This window comes from Streptomyces sp. NBC_01341, assembly GCF_035946055.1.
GTDB lineage: Bacteria > Actinomycetota > Actinomycetes > Streptomycetales > Streptomycetaceae > Streptomyces.
On sequence record NZ_CP108364.1, the window covers coordinates 2,409,586 to 2,425,833 of the forward strand.

The 16,248-nt window shown below is 70.5% G+C and carries 17 protein-coding genes; 6 read left to right on the plus strand and 11 right to left on the minus strand.

Features of this window, described 5'->3' with window-relative positions; all coding sequences use genetic code 11:
• Positions 1–62 precede the first annotated feature (62 nt).
• Positions 63–1,490 carry a pyruvate kinase gene (gene pyk, locus OG206_RS10155; protein ID WP_327114493.1) on the plus strand — a complete coding sequence of 476 codons (1,428 nt, stop codon included), beginning with the start codon at positions 63–65 and terminating at the stop codon, positions 1,488–1,490.
• Positions 1,491–1,583: 93 nt separating this feature from the next.
• Here the strand turns inward: pyk and OG206_RS10160 are convergent, their stop codons facing one another.
• The 4 genes from OG206_RS10160 to OG206_RS10175 all read right to left on the minus strand — a co-directional run bounded on the left by OG206_RS10160 (position 1,584) and on the right by OG206_RS10175 (position 5,717).
• Entirely contained in the window at positions 1,584–2,846 is a 1,263-nt protein-coding gene (locus tag OG206_RS10160) for a hypothetical protein (protein WP_327114495.1), read from the minus strand.
• Complete coding sequence (locus tag OG206_RS10165) at positions 2,836–3,402, minus strand: DUF6114 domain-containing protein (protein WP_327114497.1); 567 nt, start codon at positions 3,400–3,402, stop codon at positions 2,836–2,838. Before OG206_RS10165 ends, OG206_RS10160 begins: the two co-directional genes overlap by 11 nt.
• 95 nt (positions 3,403–3,497) lie before the next feature.
• Positions 3,498–4,139, minus strand: a complete 642-nt coding sequence (locus tag OG206_RS10170; RefSeq protein ID WP_327114499.1) for a DUF6230 family protein — start codon at positions 4,137–4,139, stop codon at positions 3,498–3,500.
• Positions 4,140–4,739: 600 nt separating this feature from the next.
• Positions 4,740–5,717: a tetratricopeptide repeat protein gene (locus OG206_RS10175; RefSeq protein ID WP_327114501.1), complete on the minus strand. Its 978-nt coding sequence runs from the start codon at positions 5,715–5,717 to the stop codon at positions 4,740–4,742.
• Positions 5,718–6,032: 315 nt separating this feature from the next.
• Here OG206_RS10175 and OG206_RS10180 point away from each other — a divergent pair, with 315 nt between their 5' ends.
• Positions 6,033–6,668 (plus strand): TetR/AcrR family transcriptional regulator, encoded by a 636-nt coding sequence (locus tag OG206_RS10180; RefSeq protein ID WP_327114503.1) that lies wholly within the window; start codon positions 6,033–6,035, stop codon positions 6,666–6,668.
• Between the two features lie 7 nt (positions 6,669–6,675).
• Here OG206_RS10180 and OG206_RS10185 read toward each other — a convergent pair whose 3' ends face one another.
• The 4 genes from OG206_RS10185 to OG206_RS10200 all read right to left on the minus strand — a co-directional run bounded on the left by OG206_RS10185 (position 6,676) and on the right by OG206_RS10200 (position 10,717).
• Positions 6,676–8,376 (minus strand): acyl-CoA mutase large subunit family protein, encoded by a 1,701-nt coding sequence (locus OG206_RS10185; protein WP_327114505.1) that lies wholly within the window; start codon positions 8,374–8,376, stop codon positions 6,676–6,678.
• 82 nt (positions 8,377–8,458) lie between these two features.
• Entirely contained in the window at positions 8,459–8,791 is a 333-nt protein-coding gene (locus tag OG206_RS10190) for a DUF3817 domain-containing protein (RefSeq protein ID WP_327114506.1), read from the minus strand.
• A gap of 77 nt (positions 8,792–8,868) precedes the next feature.
• The gene (locus tag OG206_RS10195) at positions 8,869–9,378 is read right to left on the minus strand and encodes a MarR family winged helix-turn-helix transcriptional regulator (protein WP_327114507.1); all 510 of its coding nucleotides are present in this window, start codon (positions 9,376–9,378) and stop codon (positions 8,869–8,871) included.
• 31 nt (positions 9,379–9,409) lie between these two features.
• A complete protein-coding gene (locus OG206_RS10200) occupies positions 9,410–10,717 on the minus strand; it encodes an MFS transporter (protein WP_327114508.1) in 1,308 nt (435 codons plus the stop codon).
• 72 nt (positions 10,718–10,789) lie between these two features.
• On the opposite strand from OG206_RS10200, the gene OG206_RS10205 reads away from it, so the two are divergent.
• Entirely contained in the window at positions 10,790–11,767 is a 978-nt protein-coding gene (locus OG206_RS10205) for an ArsR/SmtB family transcription factor (protein ID WP_327114509.1), read from the plus strand.
• A 22-nt stretch (positions 11,768–11,789) separates the two neighbouring features.
• Here the strand turns inward: OG206_RS10205 and OG206_RS10210 are convergent, their stop codons facing one another.
• From OG206_RS10210 to OG206_RS10220, 3 genes are all read right to left on the minus strand, one after another.
• Positions 11,790–13,133, minus strand: coding sequence for a glycosyl transferase (locus OG206_RS10210; RefSeq protein ID WP_327114511.1), 1,344 nt, complete (start codon positions 13,131–13,133; stop codon positions 11,790–11,792).
• A gap of 168 nt (positions 13,134–13,301) precedes the next feature.
• On the minus strand, positions 13,302–13,595 hold the full coding sequence (locus OG206_RS10215; RefSeq protein WP_327114513.1) for an MTH1187 family thiamine-binding protein: 294 nt from the start codon (positions 13,593–13,595) through the stop codon (positions 13,302–13,304).
• Positions 13,592–13,942, minus strand: coding sequence for a DUF3817 domain-containing protein (locus tag OG206_RS10220; RefSeq protein ID WP_327114514.1), 351 nt, complete (start codon positions 13,940–13,942; stop codon positions 13,592–13,594). The genes OG206_RS10215 and OG206_RS10220 overlap by 4 nt, the downstream gene beginning before the upstream one ends.
• A gap of 219 nt (positions 13,943–14,161) precedes the next feature.
• Here OG206_RS10220 and OG206_RS10225 point away from each other — a divergent pair, with 219 nt between their 5' ends.
• The 3 genes from OG206_RS10225 to OG206_RS10235 are packed head-to-tail and all read left to right on the plus strand — an operon-like array spanning position 14,162 to position 16,214.
• A complete protein-coding gene (locus tag OG206_RS10225; RefSeq protein WP_327122228.1) occupies positions 14,162–14,794 on the plus strand; it encodes an AIM24 family protein in 633 nt (210 codons plus the stop codon).
• Positions 14,794–15,444: an AIM24 family protein gene (locus tag OG206_RS10230; protein ID WP_327114516.1), complete on the plus strand. Its 651-nt coding sequence runs from the start codon at positions 14,794–14,796 to the stop codon at positions 15,442–15,444. Before OG206_RS10225 ends, OG206_RS10230 begins: the two co-directional genes overlap by 1 nt.
• Complete coding sequence (locus OG206_RS10235; RefSeq protein ID WP_327114518.1) at positions 15,441–16,214, plus strand: AIM24 family protein; 774 nt, start codon at positions 15,441–15,443, stop codon at positions 16,212–16,214. The genes OG206_RS10230 and OG206_RS10235 overlap by 4 nt, the downstream gene beginning before the upstream one ends.
• The last annotated feature ends 34 nt before the right edge of the window (positions 16,215–16,248 follow it).

Consider the following 16,248-nt stretch of genomic DNA (forward strand, 5'->3'; position numbering starts at 1 on the left):
CCCTTTGTATCTTCCACCAGCCGGAATATTCCGCACTGAAACAAACCGATAGGATCCGCCTCATGCGCCGTTCCAAAATCGTCTGCACCCTCGGTCCCGCCGTCGACTCCCATGAGCAGCTCGTCGCTCTGATCGAGGCCGGCATGAGCGTGGCCCGTTTCAACTTCAGTCACGGTACCCACGAGGAGCACCAAGGCCGTTACGACAGGGTCCGCAAGGCCGCCGCCGAGACCGGCCGCGCGGTCGGCGTGCTCGCCGACCTCCAGGGACCGAAGATCCGCCTCGCGAAGTTCGCCGAGGGCCCGGTCGAGCTGGTCCGGGGGGACGAGTTCGTCATCACCTCCGAGGACGTTCCCGGTGACAAGTCGATGTGCGGCACCACCTACAAGGGGCTGCCCGGCGACGTCGCCAAGGGCGACCCGATCCTGATCAACGACGGCAACGTCGAGCTGAAGGTCGTCTCGGTGGACGGCCCCAGGGTCACCACCATCGTGATCGAGGGCGGTGTCGTCTCCGACCACAAGGGCATCAACCTGCCGGGAGCGGCCGTCAACGTCCCGGCACTGTCCGACAAGGACGTCGAGGACCTCCGGTTCGCCCTGCGGATGGGCTGCGACCTGGTCGCGCTGTCCTTCGTGCGCGACGCCGAGGACGTCAAGGACGTGCACAAGGTGATGGACGAGGAGGGCCGCCGGGTCCCCGTCATCGCCAAGGTCGAGAAGCCGCAGGCCGTCGAGCACATGGAGGGCATCGTCGCGGCCTTCGACGGCGTCATGGTCGCGCGTGGCGACCTGGCCGTCGAGTACCCGCTCGAGAAGGTCCCGATGGTGCAGAAGCGGCTCATCGAGCTGTGCCGCCGCAACGCCAAGCCGGTGATCGTGGCGACCCAGATGATGGAGTCGATGATCACCAACTCCCGGCCGACCCGCGCCGAGGCCTCCGACGTCGCCAACGCGATCCTGGACGGCGCGGACGCGGTCATGCTGTCCGCGGAGTCCTCCGTCGGCGCGTACCCGATCGAGACGGTCAAGACGATGTCGAAGATCGTCGTCGCCGCCGAGGAGGAGCTCCTCGGCAAGGGCCTCCAGCCGCTGGTGCCGGGCAAGAAGCCCCGCACCCAGGGCGGTTCGGTGGCGCGCGCGGCGTGCGAGATCGCGGACTTCCTCAACGGCAAGGCACTGGTCGCCTTCACCAAGTCCGGTGACACGGCCCGCCGGCTCTCCCGCTACCGCACCGCCCAGCCGATCCTGGCCTTCACCACGGAGGAGTCGACCCGCAACCAGCTCGCGCTGAGCTGGGGCATCGAGTCCTACGTCGTGCCGCACGTGGACAACACGGACGCCATGGTCGACCTGGTGGACGCCGAGCTGCTGAAGCTGAACCGCTACAGCGACGGCGACACGATGGTGATCACGGCCGGCTCGCCCCCCGGCGTCCCCGGCACCACCAACATGGTCCGGGTGCACCACCTCAGCGGCGAGCGCGCCTGACGTCCCGCCCCGCACACGACTGTGGCCCGCACCCCGTGAGGACGGGGGCGGGCCACAGTGCTGTGCGGCTCCCGGACGGGTCCGGACCACCGGCTAGCTGTTGCCGCCGGTGAAGTAGTTCCGCAGACCGAGGACCTTGAGCGAGCCGCCGAACTGGCCGGCCTGGGTCACTTCGGCGTCGGTGAAGAAGGCGAACGGTACGTTCAGCGGCGGCGGGGTCTCCGGGCTGAAGGTGATGGGGATGATGCCGAAGAGGTTGCCCTTCAGCTTCTCCGTGTACATCGTCACCGTGCCGTTGCGGATGGTGGAGGTCGAGCCCTCATCCGACGTGACGTGGCCGGTGGTGCCCGCCGGGCCCTTCGTCAGCTGGTGGAGGTCCCTGATGTCGATGGTGTCGGCGGTGAACTTCAGGACCTTCTTGACCTTGCCGCTGTACGTCTTCACCTCGACGATGCCGTGGTAGTCGAGCCCGGTGAGCGTGAGCTTCGAGGTCTCCAGGGTCCACGGGTCGTCCGGGAGCAGCGGGATGCCCTGCTCCAGGTCGGCCGCGGCGAGCGCCTTCGGGTCGGCGGTCGGGCACGGGAAGCGCTCCTTGGCGCCGTCCGGGATGTCCTCGTCCTTCACCGGGTCGAGGCCCTTGACGTCCTCGTCGAGCTCCTCGACGTCCTTGCCGGCCTTGTCGGCGGCGTCACGGATGGCGTCGGCGGTCTTGTCGACCGTGTCCTTCGCGGCGTCCGTGGCCTTCTCCACCGGCTTGGCGGGCGTGGTGCTCTTCGACGGCTCCGGGGTCTCCGCGGTGGCGCTGGGGGACGGCTCGGCCGTCTCCTTGTCCGGTCCGTCGAGGAGGTCCTTGAGCGCGTCGCCGACGCCCAGCGGGTCGAGCGGGTTCTTCGACTCGGTGGGTGCGGGGGTCGCCGTCGGGGTGTCCTCGCCGTCGGGTGCCGCCGAGGGCGGCCGGGTCGCGGACACGCTCGCCGAGGGCTTCGGCTCGGCCGTCTCGTCCTTGCCGCCCGTCCCGCCGTCCTCGTCGTCCTTGCCGGCCTCGGCGGACGGCGTGGCACTCGGGGTGGGCTTCGCCTCGGGCTCCTGCGACTCGGCCGGCTCGTCGGAGCGGGTCACGCAGGGGCCGGGCGCGAACGGGATGTCCGTACTGTCGTCGGCCATCGCCAGTCTGGGGGTGAGGCCCATGCCCACGAAGACCGCGGTCGGCATCGCGGCGAGCGCGAACGCCTTCTTTCCCGCGGGCATGTGAAGCTTCGTCAGCAGCGACTTCCTGGGGGCCGCGTGACGGGGTCCTCTTCGCTCCGGGAATCCGTCCTGCCCGGAGTCGTTCGTCTGCGTGTCGTCACCCCGCACGATGCCTCCCGCCGTCGGCCTCGACCGTCCCGTCGAACTGTGCCGGCTGCGGCGGGACCGAGGGCGCGCCGTGGAACTCCTGGCCGTACTCCGGCGCCCGGGCGTCGTCGTCCTGCTGCGTCCACTTCTCCGGAGCGCCTGCCGCCGCGGCGGCCTTCGCCTCGCCCGGCACCCAGGCGATGGAGAGGGCTCCGCCGAGGAGCGCGAAGACGAAGCCGACGATGAAGCCGCCGATGTTGGCGACGGGTATGGAGATCAGCGCGAGCAGGATCGCGGCGACACCGGCGAACACCCGCACGATGTGGTGGAACCACATCGTGAGGCCCAGTGTGACGAGCAGGACCCCGATGATCAGCGATCCCGCACCTGCGGTGGTCGACATCGCGATCGTCATGTTGCCGAGGTGCATGTTGGCGTACGGGAAGTACGCGATGGGTAGACCACCCAAGATGGTGAACAGGCCCGCCCAGAACGGCCGGTTACCCCGCCAGGTGCGGAATCCCCGCCGGTAGACGGTGAGGTAGTGCTCGTTCTGCCCTGTGGACTCGGGGCTCATGGAAAACAGCTCCCTGGAACCGGTACTGCCGTGAGAAGAGAAGGGGTGGGCGGCCGGAGGTCCTCACGGAACACTCCGGCCACCCGGGCGAGTGCTTAGAAGCACTCCTTGACGCCCTTGTGCAGCTTCAGGCTCAGGTTGCTCAGCTTGAAGGTGCCGGCGGTGGTCGCCCACGCCGTCTGCTCCACGTTGGACAGCGTCGCCGTCTCGGCGCGCTGCGCGAAGCCGTTCGGGTTGACGGCCTTCTCGGTGCCGGACTGGATACCGGGCTTGCCGACCGAACCGGCTGCGACACCGATGTCGATCTTCTCGAAGTACGCGTCCGCGTCGAGCTGGGCCACGTCGAGGTAGAGGTTCGTCGCCTCGACGGGCTTCTTCGGGTCGGTGCCCGCGTTCAGCTCGAGGCTGACGCTGCCGAGACCGAAGGGCAGGCCAGGCGTGACCACCGACTGGCACATGTTGGTTATCGTGGCGCTGCTGAAGCCGGAGACGGCGACCGGGTGTGCAGCGTCGTTGCCCTTGAGGTCCTTGCCGACAGCGACGCTGCCGTACTGGACGAAGTCCTTACCGACGAGCTTGTCGGTGCTGACCTTGAAGCTCTGGCCGGAGACGCTGAACGACGCGGCGAGCGCACCCTGCGCCAGACCGACGCCGACAGCGGCGGTCGCGACGACGCTCGGGACCATGACCAGAGCGAAACGCTTCCATCTGGTACCACCGCGAACCTGCGAACTCATAAAATTTCCTCCTTCTCGGACGTACATCTCCGGTACGGGCATCGTGCCCGCCCTGGGATGGGAGAAGTGCTACGTCCTCGGGAAGGAGAGCGCCCGGACCGGAGGCGCGTACCGCATCCGAATCACCGGCGATCACCCCCGAGCGACAACCACTGGCCACGCGTCTGCGCGGCCGGTTCGGACAGGCCCTGCCCAGGGGCAGGAACCCCCCTGTCCGCGATCGGCGCCACTGCCGCCGACCACCCGGTGGGGACCCAACGGATCCGCCTGCCCGACTGGACGTCGGGCCGGCGGGTATTGGACCGAGCGTGGCCGATCGTGGTGCATTCGCGGCCATGACACAAGGGGGGTCGTTACTCGCTAGTAACGGCCCGATAACCAGGGAACGACAGGGCGATACCGCCCGGCCACACACGGTGGCACCGAAGGGGCGCACGAATGGGGGGAATTCCACCCTCAACCGGACAGACTCCGGGAGGCGATTTACTGCCAGTAACACTGAGTACTTTTATCAAGTTTTGGTAAAGCAGGGGCATTCGTTGTCGTTCGCCCGCGAAAACGGCCGTGGTGCCCGGAGGGCGCCACGGCCGTGTTGTCACATCAGAACAAGACCCGTGCCAGGGCGGTCCGGGCCGCGACGACACGCGGGTCGTCGGGGCCGATCACCTCGAAGAGCTCCAGGAGCCGCACCCGTACCGCGTCGCGGTCGTCACCGAAATTACGGCGGACCGTCTCGACGAGCCGCCCGAAGGCGTCCTCGACGTGACCGCCGACGAGGTCGAGATCGGCGGCGTCCATCTGCGAGGCCGGATCGGCCGGGTTCTCGGCGGCCGCCTTGCGGACCTGCTGCGGGTCCATGCCCGCCACCCGGCCCAGCAGATCGGCCTGGGCCAGCCCCAGCTTCGCCTCGGTGTTCAGCGGATCGTCGGCCAGGACACTCCGGTACGCCTGGACCGCGCCGTCGAAGTCGTTGGCGTCCAGCGCCTGCGCGGCGCTCTCCAGCAGCGCGTCGTACGGCCCCGCGGGCACCTCGGCGGGGACGGCCTCCGCGTCACCGGCCCCGGCCTCCGCGTCGACGACGATCCCGGTGAGGCCGAACCGCTCCTCGCCGACCTGGATCAGCTGGTCGAGCGTCTGACGGATCTGGCTCTCCGGCGCCGCACCCTGGAAGAGCGGGAGGGCCTGTCCGGCCACCACGGCGAAGACCGCCGGGATGCCCTGGATGCCGAACTGCTGCATCAGCATCTGGTTGGCGTCGACGTCGACCTTGGCCAGCAGGAAGCGGCCGTTGTACTCGACGGCGAGCCGCTCCAGGAGCGGGCCGAGCTGCTTGCAGGGTTCGCACCACTCGGCCCAGAAGTCGATGACGACCGGGACTTCGGTGGAGCGCTGGAGGACCTCGGTCTCGAAGCCCGCCTCATCGACGTCGATCACCAGGGAGGCGGGGGACACGGCGCCGGTCCCACCCTGCCGGGCGGACTCCGCGCGGGCGTGCTCCGCCTTCGCCTTGGCCTCGCCGGCCGCCTTCACAGCGGCGAGGTCGACGACGCCGCTCATGGACATGTTCCTAGGCTGCATACGTACATCCTCCCCCCTGTGCGCGCTGCCGCGAAAAGCGATCGGCGAGCCGCCCCCGCCCACAGCCGTGCCGGCGTGCGCGGCGCGTGGTCGGAAGCGGCCCCGAGGCCCTGAAACCCCGTGGTCGGCACCGGGTCCCCACCCGGCGCCTGTGGCTGTCGTTCGGTCGTCGCGTGACGACGGCGGACCGTCGCTTCTTACGCTACGACCCGTAGCGTAACTGCCCGGCCCCCCTCCGGGGCAAGAGCGCGCGGTGATCTGTCTCACGGGCTCCGGGGCCGGTCAGCGGTACTTACCGGCCGGTATGGTCGCCGCATGCTGAGCCGCAGCCCGACCGAACCCGCCCGATCCGGACGTCCCCGCAGCGCCGAGGCCGACGCCGCGATCCTGGAGGCGACCCGCGCGTCGCTGGTCGACCTCGGCTGGTCGAAGCTGACCATGGGCGACGTGGCGTCGCGGGCAGGGGTCGCCAAGACGACCCTCTACCGCCGCTGGGCGGGCAAGAACGAACTGGTCGTGGACGCGGTCGCCGTGCTCTTCGACGAACTGGAGCTGCCCGATCTGGGCAGCCTGTCGGCCGATGTGGAGGCAGTGGTGCTGCAGTTCGCCGCCCTGCTGGAGCGGCCCGAGACCAGGACGGCGCTGATGGCGGTCGTCGCGGAGTCCACCCGCGACGAGGCCCTGCGGGACCGTATACGGAACTCGATCGTCGCCCGGCAGAAGCGGCTGGTCCTGCAGGGGCGTGAGCGGGCGGAGGAGCGCGGGGAACTGCCCCTGGAGCCCGACCCGGAGGTGGCGGCCCGCACCGCCGACCTGATCTTCGACGTCATCGCGGGCGCGGTGGTGCACCGCGCCCTGGTGAGCGCCGAGCCCGTCGATGCCGACTGGGCCCGGCGCTTCACCCTGCTGCTGCTCTCGGGACTGGGAGCGGCGGCCTCGCGGGAGGGCTGACGCGAGGTCAGAAGCCGGGCGGCTCCGTGTAGACCCCCCACTCGTCACGCAGCACGCCGCAGATCTCGCCCAGCGTCGCCTCCGCCCGTACGGCCTCCAGCATCGGCGCGATCATGTTCGAACCGTCCCGCGCGGAGGCCAGCATCGCGTCCAGCGCCTCGCGGACCCGGGTGTCGTCACGGCCCTCCTTGCGCGTGGCCAGCCCTGCCACCTGGTCGCGCTCCACCTCGTGGCTGACCCGCAGGATCTCCAGGTCGCCCGTGACGGACCCGTGGTGGACGTTGACGCCGACGACGCGCTTCTCGCCCTTCTCCAGGGACTGCTGGTACCGGAAGGCCGACTCGGCGATCTCCCCGGTGAACCAGCCGTCCTCGATGCCGCGCAGGATGCCCGAGGTCATCGGCCCGATGGGGTGCTTGCCGTCCGGGTGGGCCCGGGTGCCCCGCTCCTTGATCTGCTCGAAGATCTTCTCGGCGTCGGCCTCGATCCGGTCGGTGAGCTGCTCGACGTACCACGAGCCGCCCAGCGGGTCCGCGACGTTGGCGACGCCGGTCTCCTCCATCAGGACCTGCTGGGTGCGCAGCGCGATCTCGGCGGCCTGCTCGGACGGAAGGGCGAGGGTCTCGTCCAGGGCGTTGGTGTGCAGCGAGTTGGTCCCGCCGAGGACCGCGGAGAGCGCCTCCACCGCGGTGCGCACGACGTTGTTGTACGGCTGCTGGGCCGTGAGCGAGACACCGGCGGTCTGGGTGTGGAAGCGGAGCCACTGCGCCTTGTCGGTCTTCGCGCCGTACGTCTCCTTCATCCAGCGCGCCCAGATGCGGCGGGCCGCGCGGAACTTGGCGATCTCCTCGAAGAAGTCGAGGTGCGCGTCGAAGAAGAAGGACAGCCCGGGGGCGAAGGTGTCGACGTCGAGACCGCGGGAGAGCCCGAGTTCGACGTAGCCGAAGCCGTCGGCGAGGGTGTACGCGAGCTCCTGCGCGGCCGTGGCCCCGGCCTCGCGGATGTGGTAGCCCGACACCGAGAGCGGCTTGTAGGCGGGGATGTCGCGGGCGCAGTGCTCCATCAGGTCGCCGATGAGGCGGAGGTGCGGCTCGGGCTGGAAGAGCCACTCCTTCTGCGCGATGTACTCCTTGAAGATGTCGGTCTGCAGCGTGCCGTTGAGCACGGCGGGGTCGATGCCCTGGCGCTCCGCCGCGACGAGGTACATGCAGAAGACGGGGACGGCGGGCCCGCTGATCGTCATGGAGGTCGTGACGTCGCCGAGCGGGATGTCCCGGAAGAGGACCTCCATGTCGGCGGCCGAGTCGATGGCGACACCGCAGTGGCCTACCTCGCCCAGCGCGCGGGCGTCGTCGGAGTCGCGTCCCATCAGGGTCGGCATGTCGAAGGCGACGCTGAGTCCGCCGCCGCCGTTGGCCAGGATGGTCTTGTAGCGCGCGTTGGTCTGCTCGGCGTTACCGAAACCGGCGAACTGGCGGATGGTCCAGGTGCGGCCCCGGTATCCGGTGGGGTGGAGTCCCCGGGTGAAGGGGTACTCGCCGGGCCAGCCGATCCGTTCGAATCCTTCGTACGCGTCGCCGGGACGGGGCCCGTACACGGGCTCCACCGGGTCGCCGGAGAGCGTGCTGAAGTCCGCGTCGCGCTTGCGGGCCTTGTCAAAACGGGCCTGCCAGCGTCGGCGGCCTTCCTCGATCGCGTGAGCGTCCATGGTACGAATTTACTAGGACGTCCTAGTAAATGTCGATGGCAAACCGCCCGGCGCCTCGCACGGGGCGGTTCGGCGGTGCGGATCAGGCCTTGGCGGTCTGCGGGGAGCCGTCGGCGATCAGCGGCTCCACCTCCCGGACCACCTTGCGCTCGACGAAGAACGCGGCGGTCGGGATCGTGCCGGAGATCAGCACCCAGAGCAGCTTGCCGACCGGCCACTTCGCCTTGGAACCGAGATCGAAGGCGAAGACCAGGTAGATGATGTAGAGGACACCGTGGATCTGCGAGACGACGAGCGTCAGACCCTCACCGGTGTCGAAGCCGTACTTGAAGATCATGCAGACGCACAGGATCAACAGCATGACGGCGGTGACGTAGGCCATCACCCGGTAGCGGGTCAGCACACTGCGTTTCATGGCATCGAGCGTATCCGGGCGGCCGGGGCGATCTTGCGGCACCCTGCCCCCGGCGCCGCTCGCCCCGCGCGGCGCGGCTACTTGTCCTCGAAGTCCTGGGCGGCCACCCGCAGCGGGCGCAGCATCGCGAAGATCTCGGCGCACTCCTCGTCGTCGTACGCCCCGAGTCCGAAGTCCATCGCCATCAGGTCCGCACTGGCCGCCTCGACGACCTCGCGGCCCTTGTCCGTGATGGAGGCGAGGGTTCCGCGGCCGTCGTTGGGGTTGGGGCGCTTGGCGACGAGGCCCGACCGCACCAGCCGGTCGACGGTGTTCGTCACGGAGGTCGGGTGCACCATCAGGCGCTCGCCGATCTTGGACATGGGCAGCTCGCCGGCCTGGGAGAAGGTGAGCAGGACCAGGGCCTCGTAGCGGGCGAAGGTCAGGCCGTACGGCTTGACCACCGCGTCCACCTCGGCCAGCAGGATCTGCTGCGCCCGCATGATCGAGGTGATCGCACCCATCGAGGGCACCGGCCCCCAGCGCCGGTGCCAGAGTTCCTCGGCACGGGCGATGGGGTCGAAGGGGAGGCTGAGCGGCTTCGGCACGGCACGACCTTACCGACTGGTCACATGGCGGTCATACCCGTCTCGCACTTCGGTACCGGACGCGTGTTCTACGGACCTCCACGGCCAGCAACAGCGTCGTCACGGCGCCCACCGCCCCCGAGGCGGCGACCACCCGGTGGACCGGGAAGAACTCCGCCGCCAGTCCCGCCAGCGCCATACCGAGCCCCTGGACCGTCATCAGACCGGCGGTGAGCAGGGTCATCGCCCGGCCCCTGAGGTGCTCGGGGACCGCCTCCACGAACCACTGGTCGAGCCCGATGATGTACGCGGCGCCCGCGCCCGCCAGCACGAGGGCCGCCACGGTCGCGGCCGTCCCCGGGCGGAACGCGTACAGCACCAGGGGCAGCAGGCCCGCGACGGCGACCGGCAGCACGATCCGGGAGCGGGCACGGGGCCCGAGGGCGGTCCCCGCGTACACCTCGGCACCGATGTGGCCGACGGCCATCGCGCACATCATCAGCCCGAGGGCCGCCGGCCCCACGCCGATCGCGTCCGCGTACGGGGCCGCGAGGGCCTCCGGGGCCACCACGAAGAACGCGGGCACCCAGAAGAGGAGCAGCAGCCCTCTGATCTCGCGGTTGCCGAGGACGGCGCGCGTCCCGGCGAGCGACTCCTTCAGCAGCGTGCCGCCGGCGTCCCCTCCCGAGCGGCCGGGGCGGGCCCTGGTACCCAGGCGCAGCAGGGCCGCGGAACAGAGGAACGTGACCACGGTGACGGTGATCGCCCCGCGCGGGGACAGCGCGGCGAGCAGCATCCCGCCCGCGCCGAAGCCGATGAGCAGGGCGCTCTGCGAGACCAGGCGCAGCAGCGAGCGCCCGAGGACGTAGAGCGGCCCCTCTCCGAGGATGTCCGTGAGGGCGGCCGTACGGGTCCCCGTGAAGACGGGCGCCACGGCGGCGACCAGGCAGCGCAGTGCGAGGAGCAGGCCGACGGGAGTGCCCGGAAGCACCATGACGGCGACGCAGCCGGCGCAGATCAGGTCACAGGTGACGAGGACCCGCCGGGCCGGGTAGCGGTCGGCGACGCCGGCGAAGAGGGTTCCGCCCACGATGTACGGGAGGAAGCCGAGCGCGAAGGTGAGGGCGGACAGCAGCGGCGAGCCCGTGAGGTCGTAGACGAGCACGGTGAGCGCGAGTTCGCTGACGACGACGCCGAGGAGGGAGAGCAGATGGGCGGCGAAGACAGCCCGGAACTCCCGCACGGCGAACACGGCGCGGTAGCCCCCGGCCCGGGGGCGCGGTACGGAATCGGTGGTCGGTACGTCGGCGGTGGACTCGTCGCGGGGCGTGCCCGCCGGAGTGGTGGTGTCGCTCGGCATGGACGCAGCGTGGGGCAGGGCCCCGCCCCTCCGTAGACTTTCGGCTGACGCCGAAACTCGAGTGGGCCCTCCTTGCCGTTCCATCTGCACTTCGACGAGAGCGACCTGCTCCGCTGCCGCTTCGCCCTGTCCCCGCTGTGGGAGACCCAGGCGGCCGTGCGACTGCTGGCCCGCCCGGGGGCGTACGGCTACCACCTGCCCTGGCTGCGCCGCATCCGCGAGGACGCGGCGGCCCTCGACTTCACCCCGCTGTGGCTGCTCATGCCGGACGGCGGCCACAACCCCGACTTCGTCTGCCCGCCGCCCGTCGGCCCCACGACCACCTTCGAGGAGGAGATCGCGGGGGTGCGCGGCGTCGATCCGCTGGTCGCCCGCGACGACATCGCGCTGGCCCTGGCGGAGCGGCCGGACTCCCCCGCCGGTGAGCGGATGCTGGCCGACCCGGTGCGGGCGGTACGGGAACTCGCCGACCTGCTGGAACGAGCCTGGCGGGTCATGGTCGAGCCGCACTGGCCACGGCTGCGCTCCCTGCTGGAGGCGGACATCGCCTACCACTCGCGCCGCCTGGCCGAGGTCGGCTTCGAGCGCCTGCTCGGCGAGATCAGCCCGCAGCTGCGGTGGACGGACTCGACGCTGACCGTGGCCGGCACCAGGGGGAACCACACCCGGGTGCTCGGCGGCCAGGGACTCGTCCTGATGCCCAGCGCCTTCGTCTGGCCCGACGTGGTCGGCGGGCACGAACCGCCCTGGCAGCCGGCCGTGATCTACCCCGCGCGCGGCATCGGCGGCCTGTGGACCCCGGCCGGCGACCGGACACCGGACGCGCTCGCCCGCCTGCTGGGCCGGGCACGCGCGGATGTGCTGTGCGCGCTCGACGAACCGGCCGGGACCAGCGCCCTCGCGCACCGGCTCTCACTCGCCCCCTCCTCCGTGTCGGCACATCTGGCGGTGCTGCGCGCCGCGGGTCTGCTCACCTCACGGCGTTACGGCCACCAGGTGCTGTACGAGCGCACGCCGCTCGGCATCGCGCTGGCCGCCCAGGAGACCTGACGCCGGCCGCCGGACCACCGGGTCAGCTGCCCGGCGCGGCAGTGCCCGCGGAGGCGGCGGGAGCGTGCTCCGCGTCCTGGTGCGTACGGACCGCGCGGGCGCCGGCCGCGCGGGCCCTGCGCTCCCGCAGCCGGGTGAGGAGGAGCGCCGCGGCCGGTGCCAGGGCGACGGGCAAGGCCGCCAACGCCCACACGCTCATCGGGAAGAGCAGGCAGGTCAGTGCGCAGAGCACCCAGTTGGCGAACGCGGCGGGGCGCTGGAGGAGCAGCAGCGCATAGCCGAGCAGCCGACCCGGAGACATCCGGAACAGCGCCTTCCCGTACAGCGACGGCAGGGGTCCGTACGGTGCGCGGCCATGCGGGGAGCCGTCGGCCGTCTCGTCCGTCTGCGCTTCCGAGGTATGGACGGACCGCCAGTCGCGTCCGGTCAGCGGGTTGGGCCGGCCGTGCATGTCGAGCCCGGTGACCATGTCCCCGCTGGCCGTGGCCCGGAAACCGCCCGCCCGGCGCAGTGCCTCGACGCGCACGACGGTGCAGGTGCCGTCGAGCACGGGCGCCCCACGGCGGTTGGCCGCGCGCTGGGCCAGCGTCCGGAGGCGGAACCCTGCATGGCGGCCGTCTTCGTACCTGTCGGCCGGCGGGCCGACCACGAAGGCGATGTCGGGGTCACGGAAGTAGCCCGTCATCCGTTCGAGGAGACCCGGGCGGGGGACGCGGCCCGTCTCCACGCAGACGATGAGGCCGTAAGCGTCACCGTGCTTGGCGATCCAGGCGTTGTGGTTGCCGTGCTCCGACCCGGCCTCGTGCGCGCCCCGCTCCTGGTTCCACTCGGGCACTCCCTTGCGGGTGAAGTGGTGCACACCGAGCTCGGCGCAGAGCATCCGGGCCTCCGGGTCGTCCCCCTCGTCGAGCAGCCAGACGTCCAGCGGTCCGGAGTGCCTCAGCTGTACGGCGCCCTCCAGGACGGCCCGTACCGCCGGGAGCGGCACCCCGTCCGGGGCGTACGTGGCGAGGAAGGCGACCGCGGTGCCGGATCCGGGCTTCGCGGGAACCGGCTCCCTGGCCGCCCTGGCGGCGTACACGGTGAGCGCCGCGTTGACGAGGGCGACCAGCGCGAGCGCGCAGACGGTCAGGAACAGCAGTGTCCCGGCCGCCCCGAACCGGTCACCGTGCCCGGTCCCGAAGGCGTGCACGAGCGGGACGAGTGGCAGCAGTCCGCCGACCGCGGGGGCGAGTGCCGCCGCGTGGACTGCTCCCGGCGTGCCCTTCTCGCCCGCGAGGAGAGGCCGGTACCTCACCCGGTACCCGGTCGGGGGCGACTGGGCACGCCTGCCGTGGTTGTCGTGGTCGTGACCCTCCGACGGCATCGCGCCTCCATGGTCGAATGTGTCTGTATCCCTACAGAAGGGGACATATGACAAGGTGTCGACCTGACAGGACCGAGTGAGCGCATTCGTTCGGCCGAACGAGAAGAGCCCCCGTCGCCCGCGGGCGTCGGGGGCTCCGGCATGCGCGGAGGCGGCGGGGACGGTCCGTCAGCCGGCGAGGTGGCGTTCCACCGTCTCGACCTTGGACGTCAGGCCGTCGGTCACACCCGGCCGGATGTCCGCCTTGAGCACCAGGGACACGCGGCCCGCACGGGCTTCGACGGCCGCGACGGCGCGCTTCACCACGTCCATCACCTCGTCCCAGTCGCCTTCGATCGAGGTGAACATCGCGTCCGTGCGGTTGGGCAGCCCCGACTCGCGGACGACGCGCACGGCGTCGGCGACGTATTCACCGACGTCCTCACCCACGCCCAGCGGACTGACGGAGAAGGCGACGATCATGCGTTCACCTTGCCCTCGGCGCGGGCGCGGGCGGCGATCACGCCGTCGGCCTCGTACCTCTTGAGCAGCTTCTCGCCGTAGAGCCCACCGAACGGGACGACCGCGAGGAGGAAGAACAGGCCGACGCGCTTGAGCGGCCACTTGGCCTTGACCCAGACGTCCACGAGGAAGATCACGTAGATCGTGAACAGGATGCCGTGCAGCGCCCCGAGGGGCGGCATCAGGAAGTCGATGTCCGAGACCCGCATGAGCAGCGAGCCGAAGATGAGCAGCGCCGGGAAGGAGAGCGCTTCGGGAAGCGAGATGAGGCGCAGCCGGTGCAGGGCGGAAGCGGTCTTGATGTCCACGAGGGCACCTTCGGTGGGAGGGGCTGGTCGGCTTGTGAACGCACGCACAAGCACAGCCATTGTGGCATCGCGCACGACCCCCCTCCGAGCCGGGTCCCCGAACCTCCCCCGGAGCACGTACCGGTGCATTTCAGGGCCCCCTCAGGGGGCATTCGGGGTGGGATCGGTCACCGGGGCCTGTCCGCACGGCGCCCCGGCGGCTACCGTCGCATCGTGGCGATGTTCCGACTCCAAGGCAGCAAGACGCTGGCCGTCGACCTGACAGGCGATGCCGTCAAGGCGAAGAACGGCTCGATGGTCGCGTACGACGGCCGGATGGACTTCAAGAAGATGTCCGGCGGCGGTGAGGGCATCCGCGGCATGGTGACCCGCCGCCTGACCGGCGAGCAGATGGTGATGATGGAGGTGAAGGGGCAGGGGACCTGCTATTTCGCCGACCGCGCGAGTGAGATCAACCTCGTCTCGTTGCACGGCGACACGCTGTACGTCGAGGCCAGCAACCTGCTGGCCACGGACGCCGGGCTGCGCACCGGCACCACCTTCACCGGCCTGCGCGGCGGGGCGAGCGGCAACGGCCTGTTCACCACGACCGTCGAGGGGACCGGCCAGGCGGCGATCATGTCGGACGGTTCGGCCGTGGTGCTGCGGGTGACCCCCCAGTACCCGCTGAACGTCGACCCCGGCGCCTACATCGCCCATCAGGGCAGGCTCCAGCAGCACTTCCAGTCCGGCGTGAACTTCCGGACGCTCATGGGTGAGGGCTCCGGGGAGTCCTTCCAGATCCGCTTCGAGGGCGAGGGCCTCGTGTACGTCCAGCCCAGCGAGCGCAACACCGTGGGGGGCGACGTCTGATGCCGTTCCGCGAGATCAACTCGAAGATGGTCGAGGCCGTCGTGGCGCCCGGCCAGAAGATGTACAGCCAGCGCGGCGCGATGCTCGCGTACCGCGGCGACGTGTCGTTCACCCCGAACGTCCAGGGCGGCCAGGGCGGCCTGGGGTCGATGATCGGCCGGCGGGTCGCGAACGAGGCGGCCCCCCTGATGACCGTCGAGGGGAGCGGCACGGTGATGTTCGGACACGGCGGCCATCACATCCAGGTGATCAACCTGGCCGGCGACACCCTGTACGTGGAGGCCGACCGGCTGCTCGCCTTCGACGGCACCCTCCAGCAGGGCACCATGTTCATGGGCTCGCAGGGCGGGGTCATGGGGATGGTGCGCGGCCAGGTGACGGGGCAGGGCCTCTTCACCACGACGCTCAAGGGCCACGGCGCGGTCGCCGTGATGGCGCACGGCGGGGTGATCGAACTGCCGATCACCCAGGGCCGTCCGGTCCACGTGGACCCGCAGGCATACGTCGCGCACCACGGAAGCGTGACCAACAAGCTGTCCACGGCGCTCGGCTGGCGCGACATGGTGGGGCGCGGTTCGGGTGAGGCGTTCCAGCTGGAGCTCAGCGGCAACGGCGCGGTGTACGTCCAGGCGTCGGAGGAGAAGCTGTGAGTACGCCCGTGATCCATGATCCGTCGACGCTGCCGTCCGACGACAACGTCAACTCCTACACCTTCTGCGTGGAGCTCAAGGGAAGCCAGTGGTTCCTGCAGAAGGGCAAGATGATCGCCTACTACGGGCGCATCGACTTCAACGGGATCGGGCACGGGCGCTTCGAGCGGCTGATCCGCACGAGCTTCCACTCCCCCCTGCACGCCAGTGACTGGGTGGTGGCCGAGGGCAGCGGGAAGATGCTGCTCGCCGACCGGGCCTTCGACGTGAACTCCTTCGACCTGGACGACGGCAACCTGACCATCAGGTCGGGCAACCTGCTGGCGTACCAGCCGACGCTGGCGCTGAAGCAGTCGATCGTCCCGGGCTTCCTGACCCTGATCGGGACGGGGAAGTTCGTCGCGGCGTCCAACGGCCCGGTGGTCTTCATGGAGCCCCCGGTGCGGGTGGATCCGCAAGCACTGGTGGGGTGGGCGGACTGCCCGTCCCCCTGCCATCACTACGACCACGGGTACATGACGGGCGTGATGGGCGGGCTGCGGTCGCTCACCGGGATCGGCGGCACCTCCGGCGAGGAGCACCAGTTCGAGTTCGTCGGGGCGGGCACGGTGCTGCTCCAGTCGACCGAGGTGCTGATGGCCGAGCAGGCGACCGGCGCGGTCCCGCACGAGCCGGGGGTGCCCGGCGGCGGTCCGGGAGCCGGTCAACACGGCTCCACACCCCGCATGCCCGGTCAGCTGGGGGACCTCCAGCGTCGCTTCGGCCTGTAAACGATAGTCTGCGGAGTGTGACGCCCGGCAGTGC

Coding starts and splice junctions, on each gene's coding strand:
- OG206_RS10200 (WP_327114508.1), bottom strand. CDS start 10,717: ATGCCGAGCGACACCACCACTCCGGCGGGCACGCCCCGCGACGAGTCC.
- OG206_RS10170 (WP_327114499.1), bottom strand. CDS start 4,139: ATGAGTTCGCAGGTTCGCGGTGGTACCAGATGGAAGCGTTTCGCTCTG.
- OG206_RS10210 (WP_327114511.1), bottom strand. CDS start 13,133: ATGCCGTCGGAGGGTCACGACCACGACAACCACGGCAGGCGTGCCCAG.
- OG206_RS10175 (WP_327114501.1), bottom strand. CDS start 5,717: ATGCAGCCTAGGAACATGTCCATGAGCGGCGTCGTCGACCTCGCCGCT.
- OG206_RS10180 (WP_327114503.1), top strand. CDS start 6,033: ATGCTGAGCCGCAGCCCGACCGAACCCGCCCGATCCGGACGTCCCCGC.
- OG206_RS10230 (WP_327114516.1), top strand. CDS start 14,794: ATGCCGTTCCGCGAGATCAACTCGAAGATGGTCGAGGCCGTCGTGGCG.
- OG206_RS10215 (WP_327114513.1), bottom strand. CDS start 13,595: ATGATCGTCGCCTTCTCCGTCAGTCCGCTGGGCGTGGGTGAGGACGTC.
- OG206_RS10190 (WP_327114506.1), bottom strand. CDS start 8,791: ATGAAACGCAGTGTGCTGACCCGCTACCGGGTGATGGCCTACGTCACC.
- OG206_RS10165 (WP_327114497.1), bottom strand. CDS start 3,402: ATGAGCCCCGAGTCCACAGGGCAGAACGAGCACTACCTCACCGTCTAC.
- pyk (WP_327114493.1), top strand. CDS start 63: ATGCGCCGTTCCAAAATCGTCTGCACCCTCGGTCCCGCCGTCGACTCC.
- OG206_RS10225 (WP_327122228.1), top strand. CDS start 14,162: ATGTTCCGACTCCAAGGCAGCAAGACGCTGGCCGTCGACCTGACAGGC.
- OG206_RS10185 (WP_327114505.1), bottom strand. CDS start 8,376: ATGGACGCTCACGCGATCGAGGAAGGCCGCCGACGCTGGCAGGCCCGT.